General features: G+C 53.5%; 14 protein-coding genes and 1 tRNA gene. 2 read left to right on the top strand and 13 right to left on the bottom strand.

What is annotated here, in order from left to right:
* Positions 1 to 100: 100 nt before the first annotated feature.
* The 3 genes from I2H19_RS06240 to I2H19_RS06250 all read right to left on the bottom strand — a co-directional run bounded on the left by I2H19_RS06240 (position 101) and on the right by I2H19_RS06250 (position 1,856).
* Positions 101 to 177 (bottom strand) — tRNA-Arg (locus I2H19_RS06240).
* A gap of 54 nt (positions 178 to 231) precedes the next feature.
* A complete protein-coding gene (locus I2H19_RS06245; RefSeq protein WP_022094777.1) occupies positions 232 to 999 on the bottom strand; it encodes an ABC transporter ATP-binding protein in 768 nt (255 codons plus the stop codon).
* An 11-nt stretch (positions 1,000 to 1,010) separates the two neighbouring features.
* On the bottom strand, positions 1,011 to 1,856 hold the full coding sequence (locus tag I2H19_RS06250; RefSeq protein WP_232219792.1) for an ABC transporter permease: 846 nt from the start codon (positions 1,854 to 1,856) through the stop codon (positions 1,011 to 1,013).
* 160 nt (positions 1,857 to 2,016) lie between these two features.
* Here I2H19_RS06250 and I2H19_RS06255 point away from each other — a divergent pair, with 160 nt between their 5' ends.
* Together I2H19_RS06255 and I2H19_RS06260 are read left to right on the top strand one after the other, a co-directional pair.
* Positions 2,017 to 3,006 carry a glycosyltransferase family 2 protein gene (locus I2H19_RS06255; protein WP_195622018.1) on the top strand — a complete coding sequence of 330 codons (990 nt, stop codon included), beginning with the start codon at positions 2,017 to 2,019 and terminating at the stop codon, positions 3,004 to 3,006.
* Between the two features lie 96 nt (positions 3,007 to 3,102).
* Positions 3,103 to 4,383 (top strand): IS256 family transposase, encoded by a 1,281-nt coding sequence (locus I2H19_RS06260; RefSeq protein WP_161145240.1) that lies wholly within the window; start codon positions 3,103 to 3,105, stop codon positions 4,381 to 4,383.
* A 199-nt stretch (positions 4,384 to 4,582) separates the two neighbouring features.
* Here the strand turns inward: I2H19_RS06260 and I2H19_RS06265 are convergent, their stop codons facing one another.
* The 10 genes from I2H19_RS06265 to I2H19_RS06310 all read right to left on the bottom strand — a co-directional run.
* Entirely contained in the window at positions 4,583 to 6,037 is a 1,455-nt protein-coding gene (locus I2H19_RS06265; protein ID WP_195622021.1) for a sugar nucleotide-binding protein, read from the bottom strand.
* Positions 6,038 to 6,158: 121 nt separating this feature from the next.
* The gene (rfbB, locus tag I2H19_RS06270; RefSeq protein WP_195622022.1) at positions 6,159 to 7,178 is read right to left on the bottom strand and encodes a dTDP-glucose 4,6-dehydratase; all 1,020 of its coding nucleotides are present in this window, start codon (positions 7,176 to 7,178) and stop codon (positions 6,159 to 6,161) included.
* Positions 7,179 to 7,253: 75 nt separating this feature from the next.
* The gene (locus I2H19_RS06275) at positions 7,254 to 8,228 is read right to left on the bottom strand and encodes a hypothetical protein (RefSeq protein ID WP_117840298.1); all 975 of its coding nucleotides are present in this window, start codon (positions 8,226 to 8,228) and stop codon (positions 7,254 to 7,256) included.
* Between the two features lie 9 nt (positions 8,229 to 8,237).
* Positions 8,238 to 8,675 carry a DUF4869 domain-containing protein gene (locus tag I2H19_RS06280; RefSeq protein ID WP_195622070.1) on the bottom strand — a complete coding sequence of 146 codons (438 nt, stop codon included), beginning with the start codon at positions 8,673 to 8,675 and terminating at the stop codon, positions 8,238 to 8,240.
* A gap of 94 nt (positions 8,676 to 8,769) precedes the next feature.
* Positions 8,770 to 9,669, bottom strand: coding sequence for a glucose-1-phosphate thymidylyltransferase RfbA (gene rfbA, locus I2H19_RS06285; RefSeq protein WP_195622025.1), 900 nt, complete (start codon positions 9,667 to 9,669; stop codon positions 8,770 to 8,772).
* Positions 9,670 to 9,765: 96 nt separating this feature from the next.
* Positions 9,766 to 10,158, bottom strand: a complete 393-nt coding sequence (gene tagD, locus I2H19_RS06290; RefSeq protein ID WP_195622027.1) for a glycerol-3-phosphate cytidylyltransferase — start codon at positions 10,156 to 10,158, stop codon at positions 9,766 to 9,768.
* Position 10,159: 1 nt separating this feature from the next.
* Positions 10,160 to 11,821, bottom strand: coding sequence for a CDP-glycerol glycerophosphotransferase family protein (locus I2H19_RS06295; RefSeq protein WP_195622029.1), 1,662 nt, complete (start codon positions 11,819 to 11,821; stop codon positions 10,160 to 10,162).
* Between the two features lie 13 nt (positions 11,822 to 11,834).
* Entirely contained in the window at positions 11,835 to 14,213 is a 2,379-nt protein-coding gene (locus I2H19_RS06300) for a glycosyltransferase family 2 protein (RefSeq protein ID WP_195622031.1), read from the bottom strand.
* 39 nt (positions 14,214 to 14,252) lie between these two features.
* Complete coding sequence (locus tag I2H19_RS06305; protein ID WP_195919251.1) at positions 14,253 to 15,677, bottom strand: glycosyltransferase family protein; 1,425 nt, start codon at positions 15,675 to 15,677, stop codon at positions 14,253 to 14,255.
* 85 nt (positions 15,678 to 15,762) lie between these two features.
* The coding region (locus I2H19_RS06310; RefSeq protein WP_195622035.1) for a glucosaminidase domain-containing protein at positions 15,763 to 16,356 on the bottom strand (594 nt) is incomplete at its 5' end.

Below are 16,356 nucleotides of genomic sequence, written 5' to 3' on the forward strand. Positions count from 1 at the left end.
CCCGGAGGAGTTCCGGAATCAGGCCCTTGCGGCCTAGTCGCTATTTAGGGCGTCCAAGATTTGGGGCGCAGTTCACAAGCGGTCCGGGCTTAATAAACGATGGTGCTCCATGGCGGATTCGAACCGTCGACCTTGGGATTAGAAGTCCCCTGCTCTATCCAACTGAGCTAATGGAGCAAATAACCACACGCCCAAGCAAGCGCAAGCCTGTCGGGCGCAAGTAATTATAACCTAGTTGAACTGCTCGCGATACGCCTTGCAGACCTCATCGACCGGGCCGTCCATGCGAAGGTCACCCTTCTCAATCCAAACGGCACGCTGGCAGATGCGCTCAACCTGCTCCATGGAGTGCGAAACGAACAGAACCGTCACGTCGCCGCTCTGGATAAAGTGCTGGATACGGTCCTCGCACTTCTGCTGGAAGAACACATCACCGACGGACAACGTCTCGTCAACGATCAGAATATCGGGCTCGGTAATCGTCGCGATTGCAAAGGCGATACGCGCCACCATGCCCGAGGAGAAGTTCTTAAGCGGCATATCGACAAAGTTCTGCAGCTCAGCGAATTCGATAATGCCGTCAAAGTTGGCATCGATGAACTCCTTGGTATAGCCAAGCAGGGCGCCGTTCAGATAGATGTTCTCGCGGGCGGTCAGCTCGGGGTCAAAACCAGCACCAAGCTCAATCAGCGGCGCGATGTTACCGTGCACCTTAACGCTGCCCTCGCTTGGCTCAAGCACGCCAGCGATAATCTTGAGCATCGTAGACTTGCCGGAGCCATTGGTGCCGACCAGACCCACGACCTCGCCACGATGAATATCAAACGAGATATGCTTAAGCGCTCTAAACTCCTCAAAGAACAGCTCGTGCTTGGCAAGCTTGATGAAGTACTCCTTGAGGTTGGTCAGCGACTCGGACGCCATGTTAAAGATCATGGTGACGTCGTCGACCTCGACAGCCAGAGGCTGCTCGCTGTAATCAACAACAGATTCAGTCATCACAGCACTCCTTAGATGTAGAGGATGAACTTGCGCTCGGATTTATGGAACACGGTGTAGCCAATAACAAGCGCAAGAACCGCCCAAGCGACGCACATACCAAACGTCATAAGCGAGGGCGTAGTCTGGAACAGGAAGATATCGCGCATAAACTGCAGGTAGTTATACATGGGGTTCGCATAGACCAGAATGCGCACGAGATGCGGCATTTGCGCAACGAAGTCGGTCGTCCAGAAAATAGGCGTGATGTAAGTCCACGCCGTAATGACGACGCTCCACAGATGCATGACATCGCGGAAGAAGACCGTGAGGGCGGAGAGCATCATGCCCAGGCCCATGCAGAAGCACATAAGCAGCAGTAGGCAGACCGGCAACAGAATCAGGTGCCAAGAAGGCATAACGTGGAACCACAGCATAACGATGGCAACGGCGACCAGCGAGAAGGCAAAGTTAACCAGCGAGAAGAGCACCTTCTGTACTGGGAAGACCCAGCGGTGCACCTTAACCTTCTTGAGCAGCGGGGCAGCACCCACGATCGACGTCAGGGCCTGGTTCGTGGACTCGGACATGACGGCAAAGGTGACGTTACCCACGATCAAGTACAGCGGGTACATCTCGGGCGTAATTGAGCCATTGCGGCCCTGGGCGAAAATCGTCGAGAACACGATGGCCATGACGATCATCATCAGCAGCGGGTTGAGCACCGACCATGCGACGCCCAGAACGCTACGGCGATACTTGATCTTAAAATCCTTGGTAACCAGCTGACGAAGGATAAACGCGTCCTTCTCAAATTCGTTCTTAGCAAACGTCGCAGGCAGACTGCGAGTTTCTTGTTGCTTTGTCTGATCCGACACGGATGCAACTCCTTTACTCGTAATCGTTGACAAAGGAACAGTATAGACCCGACGGCCATGCAAACGATTCGCGCAACAAAACTGGAGAACTAACCCACATCTTAGGATGCCAGGCCCAAACGGCTATACTTTCAAGGATTGAATGTATAAGGAGCATTGAGTGAATTCTGATTCCATCGCCGTCATCATCCCCTGCTACAACGAAGCGCTCACGATCGGCAAAGTCATCGACGACTTTCACCGCGAGCTTCCGCAGGCGACGGTCTATGTCTATGACAACAACTCGTCGGACGATACCTCACGCATCGCCACCGAGCACGGCGCCACGGTCCGCTTTGAGCCCCGTCAGGGAAAGGGCAACGTGTGCCGCCAGATGTTTCGCGATATCGACGCCGATTGCTACCTGATGGTCGACGGAGACGACACCTACCCCGCCGAGGCGGCCAAAGCCCTCTGCGAGCCTATCCTCAGCGGCACGGCCGACATGACCGTAGGCGATCGCCTTTCCAACGGCACCTACGCCGAGGAAAACAAGCGTGCCTTCCACGGCTTTGGCAACAATCTGGTCCGCGCCATGATCAAGTGGATCTATGGTTACAGCTTCGATGACGTCATGACCGGCTACCGCGCCATGAGCCGCCCGTTCGTTAAAACCTTCCCCGTGCTTTCCGAGGGCTTTCAGATCGAAACCGAGCTCTCGATTCACGCCGTCGACCACCGCTGGCGCATCAAAGATGTACCCATCGAGTACCGCGACCGTCCGGAAGGCTCCGAGTCCAAGCTCAATACCGTGAGCGACGGCATTAAAGTCGTTACGATGATCGGCACGCTGTTCAAGGACTACCGCCCGCTGAAGTTCTTCAGTCTGGTTGCGCTTTTATTCGCGATTATCGGCCTGGCTTTGGGCATTCCTATCTTTGTTGAGTACTTTCAGACCGGCCTGGTCCCGCGCTTCCCCACCGCCATGCTCGCCGCCTCGTTTATGTTCCTGTGCGGACTGAGCCTTGCGACCGGATTCATCCTGGATTCTGTGGCAAAGGTTGAGAAAAAGCAGTGGGAGGTCAACGTGTACAGCAAATACGCCTACGATGACCAGCCCGGCCACCCTACTTCCAAGCCAAGCGAGATCGCGTCGAAAATGTTGGTGTAAGGGTGACACCCTAGCGCCCGTTTAACGAAAAACGGCCTTCGTCCTAGAATCTGAAATCACCACAACAACAGGTTCTAGGAAAGGACGAAGACCGCTATGGGAATCTTATCAGACCCGACGCCGGACATGCTCGCCATGCCCCGTTTCGACGACGGCGCCATCGACATGCAGGAGCTGCTCCGCAGACTAGCCGAGCAGGTCGTGAACGCCGTGATGGACGCCGAGGCCGACCAGCTGTGCGGCGGCGGAGCGAACAGCCGAAACGGCTACCGCGAGAGGTCGCTCGCCACCTGCGTCGGCACGCTGACGCTGCGCATCCCCAAGCTGCGCTCCGGCAGCTTCTTCCCTGAGGACGTGCTCGAGCGCTACCAGCGCGTCGACCGCGCGCTCGTGGCCGCCGTGGCCGAGATGTACGCCACGGGCACGAGCACCCGCAAGGTGCAGAGGGTGGCCGAGAAGATGGGCGTCTCCAGGCTCTCGAAGGACCAGGTGAGCGCCATCGCCTCGAGCTTGGACGCAGATATCGAGGACCTATGCGGAAGGCCGCTCGGCGGCTCGCCGGTGCCCTACGTCTGGCTCGACGCGACCTACGTCAAGTGCCGCCGCGAGGGGCGCGTCGCCTCCACCGCCGTGGTCACCGCCATCGGCTGCGATGCGGGCGGCTGGAGGCGCGTCCTGGGCGTCGACGTGGTCGACACCGAGTCCTACGACTCGTGGCTCGCCTTCCTGCGGGCTATCCGCTCGCGCGGGGCGGCGGGCGTGCGGCTCGTCGTCTCGGACGCCCACCCGGGGCTCGTCCGGGCGCTCGGCGAGGTCTTCCAGGGCGCCGCGTGGCAGCGCTGCGCGGTCCACCTCATGCGCGACTGCATGCGCGAGGCCGGCTCCTGGCAGCTCAGGCGCCGCGTGGGCAGGATCGTGTCGCAGGTGTTCCGCGGGCGCGACGCCGCCACCGTGACGGCCATGTACCACGCGGCGTGCGACATGCTGGAGGGGTGCTGCCCCAGGGCGGCGGCGGTGCTGGAGGAGGCCGAGCCCGACGCGCTGGCCTACCTCGACTTCCCGCCGACCCACTGGAAGCGCCTGCGCACCAACAACGTGCAGGAGAGGACCAACCGGGAGATAAAGCGCAGGTCGCGCGTCGTGCAGGTGTTCCCCTCCACGGGCTCGCTGGTGCGGCTCGCGGGCGCGGTCATGTGCGAGCAGGACGAGATATGGCAGGAGTCCAGGTACTTCTCGGAGGTGAGGATGAACGAGCTCTACGATGACGGTCGCACTCGGGGAATCGACGGTCCCGTCGAGTGGGCGCGGCTTGAGGCGGAGGCCAGGAAGATGCTCGAGTCCGGCCTCGAGCTTGCGGACAGGGTCGAGGCGGCATAGGATATCAACCGTATTCCAGATTCCAGGACGCCGGGCCGACTCACTTCGGATCGGGCGCTACACCAACTTTCTCGACATTACCCCAAGCGAGAGGTAGATCTTCCGCAAAATACTATTGGCACCACTGCGCAGATAGCCACCAACAAGAAAAGCCGCCGTTAAAGAACGGCGGCTTTTACTCTCGAAAAGTTAATAGCGGCTAGAGCGTCTTGAGGTACTCCCCCAGCTCTTCCTCCCAGTCGGGCATGTGGAAGCCGACCGACTCGAGCCTGGACAGGTCGAGAGCGGAGTGGACCGGGCGCGGGGCGATGGGGCCCGCGGCGTTCGCGTAGTAGTCGGCGGTCGAAACCGGCAAGACCTTCTCGCCGTTGCCGTTGGCCGCCTCGAAGACGGCGCGGGCGATGTCGGCCCAGGACTTGACGGCGCCGGAGCCCGTGCAGTCGTAGGTGCCGTAGGGGGCGTGCGTCCCCAGCACGTGGAAGATGGCCTCGGCCATGTCGCGCGTGAAGGTCAGGCGGCCCAGCTGGTCGTCCACGACCGTGACCTGCGTGAGCCCGTCCTCCGGGTCGGCGACGCGGTCGGAGAGCGCCTTCATCGTCTTCACGAAGTTGTGTCCCTCGCCGATGACCCAGGAGCTGCGCATGATGTAGTGGCGCGGGCAGCCGGCCACGGCGATGTCGCCGGCCGCCTTGGTCTGGCCGTAGACGGACAGCGGGCTGAGGGGCTCGTCCTCGGTATGGACCTCGGCGGTGCCGTCGAAGACGTAGTCGGAGGACACGTGGACCAGGGTGATCCCGTGCCCGGCGCAGGTGCGGGCGAGCAGCGCCGGGCCGGTCGCGTTGGCCTCCCAGGCGATGACACGGCCCTCGGGGGTCTCCGCCCTGTCCACGGCGGTGTAGGCGCCGCAGTTGATCACGGTGCCGTAGAGCGACCAGTCGTATTTGGAGTAGGCCTCCGGGTCGGACATGTCGAAGGTGTCGATGTCGCAGAAGTCGAAGTCCTTGGCGACGCCGCGCTCCTCCGCCAGCGCGCGGACCGCATGGCCCAACTGGCCGTTGCAGCCGATAACGAGGGTGCGCTTCGGCGCCATGGGGACGACGTCCTTGAGGTACGGGTGGTTGAGGTCGGCCTCGGATACGGTGGCCTCGTCGAGGGGGATCGGCCACTCGATGGCGAGCTCGGGGTCGGCGAGGTTCACGAAGGTGTAGGTCCTCTTGAGCTCGAGCGACCAGTGGGCGTCCACCAGGTAGGTGTAGGCGGTGCCGTCCTCCAGGGCCTGGAAGGAGTTGCCCACGCCGCGCGGGACGTAGATGGCCCTGGACGGGTCGAGCGTGCAGGTGAACACCTTGCCGAAGGTCTCGCTGCCCTCGCGCAGGTCCACCCAGGCGCCGAAGACGCTGCCGCGGGCCACGGAGATGAACTTGTCCCAGGGCTCGGCGTGGATGCCGCGGGTGACGCCGCGGCTGTCGTTGTAGGAGATGTTGTTCTGGACGACCCTGAGGTCCGGGATGCCCAGGGCGGTCATCTTGGCGCGCTGCCAGTTCTCCTTGAACCAGCCGCGCGAGTCGCCGTGGACGGCGAGGTCGACTACCTTGAGGCCCTCGATGCCGGTCTCGGCGACGGAGAGGTCCTTCTCGAATGCGATGTCAGCCATGTGGGAAAAGCTCCTATCGAAGAGGTTGGGAAACCGGGGCGCCCGCGCGGGGACGCAGGATCATCCCCATGCCCTGCGGCCCCGCGCGGGCGCCCCGCGGTGCGGTTCGCCGGGGTGCGGCCTACTGGCCCTGCGCCTTATACCTGGCCTCGGTGGCCTCCTTGGCCGGGCGCCACCAGGACTCGTTGGCGACGTACCAGTCGATGGTGGCCTTGAGGCCCCCGGCGAAGTCGGTGTGCGCCGGCCTCCAGCCCAGCTCGCGCTGGAGCTTGGTGGAGTCGATGGCGTAGCGGCGGTCGTGGCCGGGGCGGTCGGCGACCCAGTCGAAGTCCTCGGGGTCGCGCCCCATCGCCTCCAGGATCATGCGCAGGACCGTGATGTTGTTCCTCTCGCCGTCGGCGCCGATGAGGTAGGTCTCCCCCGTGCGGCCCTTGGTCAGGATGTCCCAGACGGCACTGGAGTGGTCCTCTGTGTGGATCCAGTCGCGGACGTTCTCGCCCTTCCCGTAGAGCTTGGGGCGGACGCCGTCGACGATGTTCGTGATCTGCCTGGGGATGAACTTCTCCACGTGCTGGTAGGGGCCGTAGTTGTTGGAGCAGTTGGAGATCGTGGTGCGAAGCCCGTAGGTGCGGGTCCAGGCGCGCACGAGCATGTCGGAGCTGGCCTTGGTGCTCGAGTACGGCGAGGACGGGCGGTACGGCGTCTCCTCGGTGAACTTCGCCGGGTCGTCGAGCGCCAGGTCGCCGTAGACCTCGTCGGTGGAGACGTGGTGGTAGCGGATGCCGTACTTGCGGACGGTCTCCAGAAGGCGGAAGGTGCCCTCGACGTTCGTGCGCAGGAACGGCTCCGGGTCGGCGATGGAGTTGTCGTTGTGGCTCTCGGCGGCGTAGTGAACGATCGCGTCGTGGCCGGGAACCAGCCTGTCCAGCAGCCCGGCGTCGCAGATGTCGCCGACGACGAGCTCCACGCGGTTCGCCGGCAGGCCCGCGATGTTCTCGGGGTTGCCGGCGTAGGTCAGCTTGTCCAGGACGGTGACGTGGACGCCCGGGTGGTTGTTCACGACGTAGTGCACGAAGTTGCTGCCGATGAAGCCGCAGCCGCCAGTGACGATGATATTCTTGGGTTCGAAAATCTCAGACATGAAAATCCAATCTGAAGCATGTACAGCTTCTTTAGTATGCCGCAGGAAGTGACGCCGCGACGCTATTCAACAAAACTATCGGACATTTCGGCATGCGATAAGAGCCATAACCTTCGCAGAATTACCTCCTGTACAAAACGCCTCCGAAATGCAGTCTTTGTCGTAGTGAAAAACCGAATCCCCAGTTATTTCACGTAAGTACTTATAGAAGAAATCCTCCCAGCTTTTAAACTTCTCACTGTTTACAAAGGCTTCTGGGGTTTCCAAAACCGTCTTAACATCTAGCCCTGAAATTACGCCGGAGCTCAGCAGAAGCCATTCGAACGACTCGGGAAGACAAACCGTAACAGTATCGCGGTGAATGTCTTGCAGCTTAAGGACGCGGTCCGCATAGCACCCAAATGCCGCCCCGTCCGCGACAACAAACACGCGATCGTCGAGATGCTGATCCAACCAGCCCAAAATCGCGCTGTTCGTCATGGCCGAAGTACAGGTAAGCTCACTGTCAGCAAAATGCCGTTTAAAGAACTGGAAACCAGACTTACTGTCCTCGCATAGAAGGATAGAAAAGTCCTGTTTTGGCGCCGACCGGGAAATAGCATAACGATGATTCCCGCGATCTTGATAAACAGGGACGAAAGAATGGTATTTTCCGCTCGTCTTAATCTTGTAAATCTCATCCACGCTATACGGAAGATTGGGGAAATCAGCCCTTGAGATCAGCACGAAATAATTCGAGGAATACAGCACATGATGGGCAAACTCATCAGAATGGATCTCTTTTAAGCCCTCATCGACAAATACAATCGAGTCATGAACGGACGAAAGCTGGTTTCGCCAATCATAATCGGTCAGGGCGACACAGGGACAATCGCATTGCAAGGAAACACCCGACTGCTCGCCCGTTCGCATGTAGTCTGCGACCATGTCAAACAGTGTCGTCTTACCCGTGCCACTATCCCCACGCACAATAGTAATGTTCCGTTTAATGGTAAATGTGTACTTGGTTCCCCTGCGGCGGGAAATCTTAACGAGATGCGAACCGTTCATAAGCAGCACCTACAGATACGGAATCGACTCGTGAATCAAATCGGCCATGTTGTGAACGATTCGGCCGCTATTCACGACTTTAATTTTAAAATCCTCGCGACCAAAGTCCATCACATGATAGAGATTCACAACGAGCTTGCGGTCTTTCGCCATGTCGAGAATCCACTTGGCACAGTTGTCACCACAGGTAGAAGCGTTAAAAATATGCTTACGATCAAATCTCATAAGCAGCAGCGTTTTCACGCCACCAGAAAGCTGGAGTGGGGAGATGGAACCAAGCACAGGGCTTTCGATGACGTTTTCGGAGACAACATCCGATCGATCGACATCTTTAATTATCGAGACCGCATAGGGATCCGTAATCCAAGAAGACCGGTAAGAGTTTTTGAAATATGTCGCTGTGTTGTAAATCGCTTCTGGCATATCGCCAAAGTAGACGCTTAACACATCCACTCCCAATCATATTGGCTATATGGTCACCGTAATCATAACGAAAGGGGCCACCAAATAACGGTGGCCCCTAAAAGAAAGCAAGAAGGCGCTAGTACTCGCGCGGGCTGTTGACGATCTCGCCGGCGGCGACCTTCTTCAGGTGCTGGCCGTAGACCGACTTGCCGTAGGCCTTCGCGGCCTCCTCCAGCTCGGCGGTCGTGATCCAGCCGTTCTCCCAGGCGATCTCCTCGGGGACGGACACGGGAAGGTCCTGGGAGTGCTCCACGGCGCGGACGAACTCCGCGGCCTCGTGCAGGCTCTCCATGGTGCCGGTGTCCAGCCACGCGTAGCCGCGTCCGAGGGTGACGACGGACAGCGTCCCCTCCTCCAGGTACATCTGGTTGAGCGTGGTGATCTCCAGCTCGCCGCGCGCGGACGGCTGAACCTCATGGGCCTTGGCGGCGACGTCGCCCGGGTAGAAGTACAGGCCGGTGACGGCGTAGGAGCTCTTGGGGCGCTCGGGCTTCTCCTCGATGGAGACGGCCCTCCCCTCGCCGTCGAACTCGACGACGCCGAAGCGCTCGGGGTCGTCCACGTGGTAGCCGAAGACCGTGGCGCGGCCCGACTGCGCGTTCTCGACGGCCTTCTTGAGGTGGCGGCTGAGGCCGTTGCCGTAGAAGATGTTGTCGCCGAGCACCAGGGCGCACGGCTCGCCGGCGATGAACTCCTCGCCGATGGTGAAGGCCTGCGCCAAGCCGTCCGGCGAGGGCTGCTCGGCGTAGGAGAGGTTCACGCCGTAGCGCGAGCCGTCCCCGAGCAGGCGCTCGAAGTTGGGGAGGTCCGTCGGCGTGGAGATGACCAGGATGTCCCGGATGCCCGCCAGCATGAGGGTGGACAGCGGGTAGTAGATCATGGGCTTGTCGTAGACCGGCAGCAGCTGCTTGGAGGTCACGAGCGTGAGCGGGTACAGGCGGGTGCCGGACCCGCCGGCGAGGATGATGCCCTTCATAATTGAAGAACCTTTCTAACAGAAATCAAACCGTTAGGTTAATTTTATTATTAATAATCCCACAATGCTAAATTCGCACAAGAACCTTGCCGACTACTAGGATTTTAGATCACGTTTAATTTGAGTGGTGGAAACTTCCGGCGTGCGTGGCAGGTAAACGACATCAACGCCCTCATTCTTCAGGAAGTCGAACTCGCCTTTCCAATCATCGCCCATAACAAACGTATCGATATGGTATTCACGCACGTCAGTCACTTTCTGGTCCCATGATTCTTCGGGAATCACAAGGTCAACGTAACGAATTGCTTCAAGAAGGGCTTTGCGTTTATCAAAAGAGAAATAACACTTCTTTCTCTTCTGATTCCAATTGAAGTCATCGGTAGACAAAGCGACTATTAGATAGTCGCCATACTGCTTGGCCCTCCTTAGTAAATTGATATGCCCGTAATGTAGTAAATCAAACGTTCCATATGTAATAACGCGCTTCACGTCAATGCCTACCAAACCTAAATACACGACTCAATGACCCCGAAAGAGAATGCACGGGCTCATCTGAAAGAGAGTGTCCGCGCTCCATGAGACATGAAACATAGTCAGCTGAATCCCCAAGCTCACATCTGTCGAAATTGACACACAGCTCGCCAGCCGAGCCATCAAAGCCTGAGACCAGAATCTGAGGGTCAAGTCCACAGAATACGATATTGGAGTGTGATTCAGAACCATTTAACGCGTCCCAAATCAATGGCGTTCCGTTAAAAGAGAAGGAAACATCCTTTAAGAGAAATGAACCGTCATCGGCGGGGTCAAAGCGAACTTCGTTAACGCCAGAAGGGACATTGAAAGTCAGGCAGACATGAGACCCAAAACAGTTAGACGTATATTCGATGGACAAAACATCTTCAGAATTGAAGCCCGAACCATAGTCTAAAAATAGTTCCGCTTTGGAACGTAGATTCATATACTGCCGCAAAGGGGAATTCGAGTCCGCAAAGCATGAACCGATTTCCTTGTCACAGTCACGCGAGTTGGTGCTGGCAACTCCGATCATCCTTTGAACAACACGCTCAGCAGCTTTTGCATCCCTATGAGAATGAATGGCTGGCATGAACGACTCACGCAATGAAGCAGCAGCGTCAACTCCATTAAAAAACGAACCAAGCGCACTCAATAACTCGGATTGCGACTTAACAAAAGCCCCAGGCATCATCCAGCGTGGGTCATCGCTAATGAATCCTCTGTCCTTCTTGTATTCTTCGAAATCCGGACATGAAAAGACAATAGGCCTATTAAGAAGAAGATAGTCTACATACACTGACGAGTAGTCAGTTATCAATAAGTCGAATGCGTTAAGAACATGGTAAATGGTGAGCAACTTCGAACCCAAAGACAGACTATCGAGGAATAAAACCCTTTTGGGTAGCTCGAAAGAACTTTGGTTGAAGCTCGAATCATCGGCAAAGTGCATCTTCGCAATTACATAAGCATCATTCAGCTTCAGGAACTCATCAAGACCAGCAGCGTCGTAATCCTCGTAATTAAAGATATTTTTATCGAATTGACCGCCTTCAGCCTTTAGACCCTTGCGCATCGTGGGCAGATACATAATCAATTTACTGCTGCCGAAATCAACCCCCAAAGCGCCTTCCAGGAGTTTTCTACCATCAGTTGTAAAAAGGTAATCATTTCTCGGGAAACCGGAATTCATTACCTTGCGAGGGTCCATAGAAAGCATACCGGCCATCATGAGCTGCGACACACGTGATGTAGTGGTCAGAAGATCACATTGGGTCGTAATGACCTTCAAATCTCTAAGCGCACTTGAATCAGACGCTGCATCTTCATCAAACCCGATGGTCTTAGGACCAAAGCCATGCCATGCCGAAACATGAATCTGCCCTGGACGCTTATTGTACGCAAACATAAAGCTGGACGTAACCAGATAATGAGCACATTGCTCCATAGCAATAGCGCGGTCTGAATTCTCAATATCACAGTCAACGCCAGCAGCCCTCATGGGCCCTAGCATAGCCGGATCCTTAACAACCCAAAAAGTCTTGAAATCAGTCTTATCGACGATGTAATCATACAAAGCACGAGAATTGTCAGCGAAATCTGGATTCGATTCAAAGAGAACAAGGTTTTGATCAATCATGACAATCCAAACGTCATCGAGTACTCATCGGACTGTGATAAGGGTCACCGTTGACATAATACTCCGCCCAAGCAGTGCGTAATTTGCCCTGCTCACGCATAAATCGGACTTTCTTTTCACCAGTCTCATAGCCACGGCTGAAGGACTCATAATGATACAAGAGGGCATCAGCATCGAAAACAACAAGCTTGTCGAGCGAGCGAACTCTCAGGCAAAAATCAACGTCATTAAAAGCAACCTCAAAGTCCTCGTTAAACCCATTTAGCTCTTCAAATACAGAACGCTTCGTCATCATGCATGCAGCGGTAACAGCACTTAAATCTTGTGAAATAACAGCGCGGCGCATGTAACCTGGATCATCCCGGTCAAGGTTGTTGAATACGTGAATGGGGCCGCCCATTTCGCCTTCATTTCTACAACATATCATCATTACGCCTGCATGCTGCACCGTATCATCTGGATACAGCAGCTTTGCACCGACCGCTCCAACATCGTCACGCTGACAGAAAGACAGCATTGAAGAAAGCCAGCCGCTCTCAATAACCTCGGTATCATTATTCAAGAACAGCAGGTATTTGCCGGATGTCAGTCCAACGCCATAATTATTGATAGCGGAGTAATTAAACGGACCATCCCATGTTGCAATGCGAACGTTCTCATATTGCTCGGAAACGGTGCGGTAATACTCAAATGTCGCGTCCTCCGTACTGTTATTCTCAACAACCAGAATCTCGAAGTTGCGGTAATCAGTTTTTTCCTCAATAGAGTCAATGCAGCGGCGTAAGACCTCAACACTATCTTTATTGGGGATAACGATACTGACCAAGGGTTCTTCATTAAGAGCGTAGGCAATGTGATAGAAACAGGCAGAATCAGTTAACTCCGCAGTTCCGTTCAGACCGCAGCGATCCAAATGCTCTTGCAGTGCCCTTCTGCCAGCATCGTCGGCATAGTTCTTATTTCCCGCACTCTTCGCAGTTGACGTATCGCTAATTCTCCAATGATAGAGAACCTCAGGGACATGATAGATATTCTGAGTTCTCTCTACTAAACGCAACAGAAAATCATAGTCTTGAGCTCCATCGAACTCTTTCCGTAGCATCAGTTCTTTAGCAAACGAGGCACGAACGCAAAGCAGATGAGTTATGTAGTTATGAACGCGAAGGAGATCTAGATTGAAATCAGACTTGAAATGAGGGGCCACATACTCACCGGTCTCATTTAAGAAGTCCTCATCGCAATACAGTGCATCAGTATCAGGACAGTCCTGAATTCGCTCTGCGTATCTATAAAGAGCAAACGGATCGAGTGTATCGTCGTGATCGAAAAACACGACATAATCGCCCTTTGCTTTAGCAATGCCAAAGTTAGTGTTCCCCGAAATACCCTTGTTTGACTCAAGGGTGACAACTTTGATGCGTTTATCAGTCAGTTTATCCAAAGCGGCAGCCAGCTCAACACATTCTGGAGTTGAGTTAATCAAAATGAGTTCCCAATTAGAATATGCCTGATTGATTACAGAATGCACCATATCGTTAAGAAAACTAACAGGTGTCTTATATAACGGAACAACAATACTAAACAGAGGGCCGCTAATTAATTTACATTCACTAAAATCCAGCATCGAAAGATAGTCAATACGTTTGGAATGAGAAGAAGCGTAGGCACCGGCAGATGAGGCCTTGTAGAAAAGTGGCGATAGCGTCGAAAGATAATATTGAACGGAAGCAGCATCAAAGCACAGAAAACCAGGCTGTTCATTACTGCAATTTCCGTCAGCAACTAGCGTATAAGTGTTGCCGTCCATTGGAATTCGCAGTGTAAAAGAAATTTCAGAACGTCTTTGGCTAAAAGTTACGACATCGTTGCAACGGCCAACACTTAAATTGCCTGAATCACTTCTGCTGCCGCTCTCATCCAAGAGAAAGATATCGGAGTTTCTGCAACTATACGGCCCGCAAACCACGCCTTTAATGATGAGATCACCGGCAGGTGATTCAAGAGCAAGCTCTGGCTTAACGTGAATTTGATGCGAATAAACCTGCTGATCAATATCACGCAAAGCGAAAGCTAGCTTGCGTTTAAATTTATAACAATAACGTGATAGCCACTTTATTGCAATCCAGTTCAATTTTCCGCTATACAAACTCTTGACCATGCCACTATCTAATCTCAACTTAATAGAGATATGGACTCCGCCAGAACCCAACAACGGAACAGCCAAAATCAACATGTCTTTAGAATTTAATCTATATATCCCAACCGGAAGTTGATTTCCCAAATCCGTGCGCACCTCAGCGGAAATTCCACTAATGTCAACCTGACTATTGATCGCAAAGCCAAAGTAAGCCTTACCGAGGCCGCGGCAAAGACAGGTCAATCTAGCTTTCATCGAATCCTCCAAAATGCACTACAGGCTGCATAATCTGAATTACAAAACACCACTTGAAAGTAACGGAATAATCAAATGAATAAAAATGCGAACGAACAGCAGCAGATAAAATAGCACTGTTGCCACAACGGAAAACTTAACTAGCTTAATAAATACACCATAGTCATTAATTGATATAGCCAAGCGCTTCTCTAATGAATTACCAGATTCATCTTTGCAGGATTTAACTTCAATTTCCGCGCATAGCAAGGTCCAGAGACCCTGGCATAACGAAACAATCCCAAAAGCACAAAGCAGAGACAAGATCCCGAATCCAGCCATCACATACCTGCCCTGAGGCTGATAATCAGATGCCCATGAATAGTAAATTGATAAAAGAAATGGAGTCGCAACAGTAATAAGGCCAGGAATAAATGTTAAATAATCGCCAGTTTGTTTAGCAGTAAACAGGCGACGAATAAGACCGATTACGAGTGAAGGAATAAATACTAATAAATATAAAACGAATGACGTATTGCCTACAAAGATACTCATATATCCAAATGTACCTATAAATGACTGAGCTACAGACAAAGGCCAATACACCGAATAGTTCATTTGATTAAACAAACAGTCAGGCAAATACCCTTGCTGACGTAAGGTGCCACGTTGCGATGGTTTAAAGCCGCTAGCACCATATATCTCAGATGTTTTAGAGCTAGTAGCCATTCCGATAAAGTCTCCGTTATACAACAGCGCATTTCTTATAAAGAACCAGCCGCAGACTATAAATGAACCGGAAAAAACCACCAAAGGACGATAAAGAATAGCGGAAATATAATCGGATTTCGTCCTTAAACAAAAATCTTTCTTAATAGAACTGAAATAGAATATGATTGCTGCAATTATTACACCATAAGCGTAGTAATAAGAGAGCGCGAGCACCCCCAAGCCGCAGCCCAAGAAGAAACAGCTCCTATAGCTCCAGCGATTCTCTCGTGCATTCAAACAAAGAATTATCACAAGGTTTGTCGAGAGAAATTCAAGCTGTTCAGAATTAAAGTAAGCAGCAAGGAATACGTTTTGTGGTAAAAATGCAAATAGAGTTGCGGCAAGAATTGATGTTAAATTGCCAAATTTAAGTTTTTTACCCATCAGATAGATACAAACTATATTTAACGCAGCAAGAAGGCAATTCGATAATCTCGCAGCAATTATTAGCGCTGCAGAAGAATTGGGAACCACCAGCTTAGCAACACAGATAAACGGCACTGCAATCAACGAGGACCCGTACACGCTAAATGCATATGATGTACCCCAAACCTCATTTATGATCGCAGGATCATCTCCACGCGGTAAACAGCCATTCTCTGCAATAAATAAGGGTACTTGTAGCCTCATATACTCATCAGGCGCTGAAGACATAGGCAGACGAAATGCCCACCAGATGCTCATCAAACAAAACACTGCAAGAACGAGCACCAAGCAATAGACGTTTGCATTTTTGTAAAATTTCGTAGAATTCAACCTAAACCTACTTACACACTTAAATGCCGCCACATTAAAGCAATTAACAACAAGCCTTAGCGGCTAAAGACGAAATACGCTGCCCATAGCCATCGCCAGGAACTGCCCAGCGACCATTCAAATCCTCGACGCATGGCGCAACGCCACGCTTGACTTTTTCAAAACGGGGGTCGACACAAGGATTATTTAAAGGTTCTTTCGAAGCATAAGCCTTTAAATGTTGGACCTGTGCACGAAGACCAGATCGCACATCCCCAAAAGACGCACCACCCGCTGTGGCATTCACGGCGCCGATTCCACCGAAGTTGCATTGTTCCGCTTTTACGCTACCACCAAATTGAAGCCAGCCAGTTTCGTACATTGCTTGGGCAAACAGGATTTCCGCCTTAACACCTTCAGCATTCGCTTCCTCAGATACTATCTGGCAAAAGTCATTAATAGTTGTTGCGCCTTTGGAGGCATAAATAGTCGGATAGATATGTCCAGTTGAGTTGTACAAGGAAACCATGCTCGAAACCGAAGCGGCAGACTTTCCCATAATCGGAGTGCCCAAAGTTGTGCACGCCACGAGGTCGGCGTCGGAGAAGGTCGACCAGGACGATCCGTTCCAGGCCTGGACCAGGAAGCTGTAGGACGT

Source organism: Collinsella aerofaciens (assembly GCF_015560135.1).
Taxonomy (GTDB): domain Bacteria; phylum Actinomycetota; class Coriobacteriia; order Coriobacteriales; family Coriobacteriaceae; genus Collinsella; species Collinsella aerofaciens_AN.

Excerpts from the sequence above, each read along its gene's own strand:
- I2H19_RS06275 (WP_117840298.1), bottom strand. The coding sequence starts at position 8,228 with ATGAACGGTTCGCATCTCGTTAAGATTTCCCGCCGCAGGGGAACCAAG.
- rfbB (WP_195622022.1), bottom strand. The coding sequence starts at position 7,178 with ATGTCTGAGATTTTCGAACCCAAGAATATCATCGTCACTGGCGGCTGC.
- I2H19_RS06260 (WP_161145240.1), top strand. The coding sequence starts at position 3,103 with ATGGGAATCTTATCAGACCCGACGCCGGACATGCTCGCCATGCCCCGT.
- I2H19_RS06245 (WP_022094777.1), bottom strand. The coding sequence starts at position 999 with ATGACTGAATCTGTTGTTGATTACAGCGAGCAGCCTCTGGCTGTCGAG.
- I2H19_RS06295 (WP_195622029.1), bottom strand. The coding sequence starts at position 11,821 with ATGATTGATCAAAACCTTGTTCTCTTTGAATCGAATCCAGATTTCGCT.
- I2H19_RS06265 (WP_195622021.1), bottom strand. The coding sequence starts at position 6,037 with ATGGCTGACATCGCATTCGAGAAGGACCTCTCCGTCGCCGAGACCGGC.
- rfbA (WP_195622025.1), bottom strand. The coding sequence starts at position 9,669 with ATGAAGGGCATCATCCTCGCCGGCGGGTCCGGCACCCGCCTGTACCCG.
- I2H19_RS06300 (WP_195622031.1), bottom strand. The coding sequence starts at position 14,213 with ATGAAAGCTAGATTGACCTGTCTTTGCCGCGGCCTCGGTAAGGCTTAC.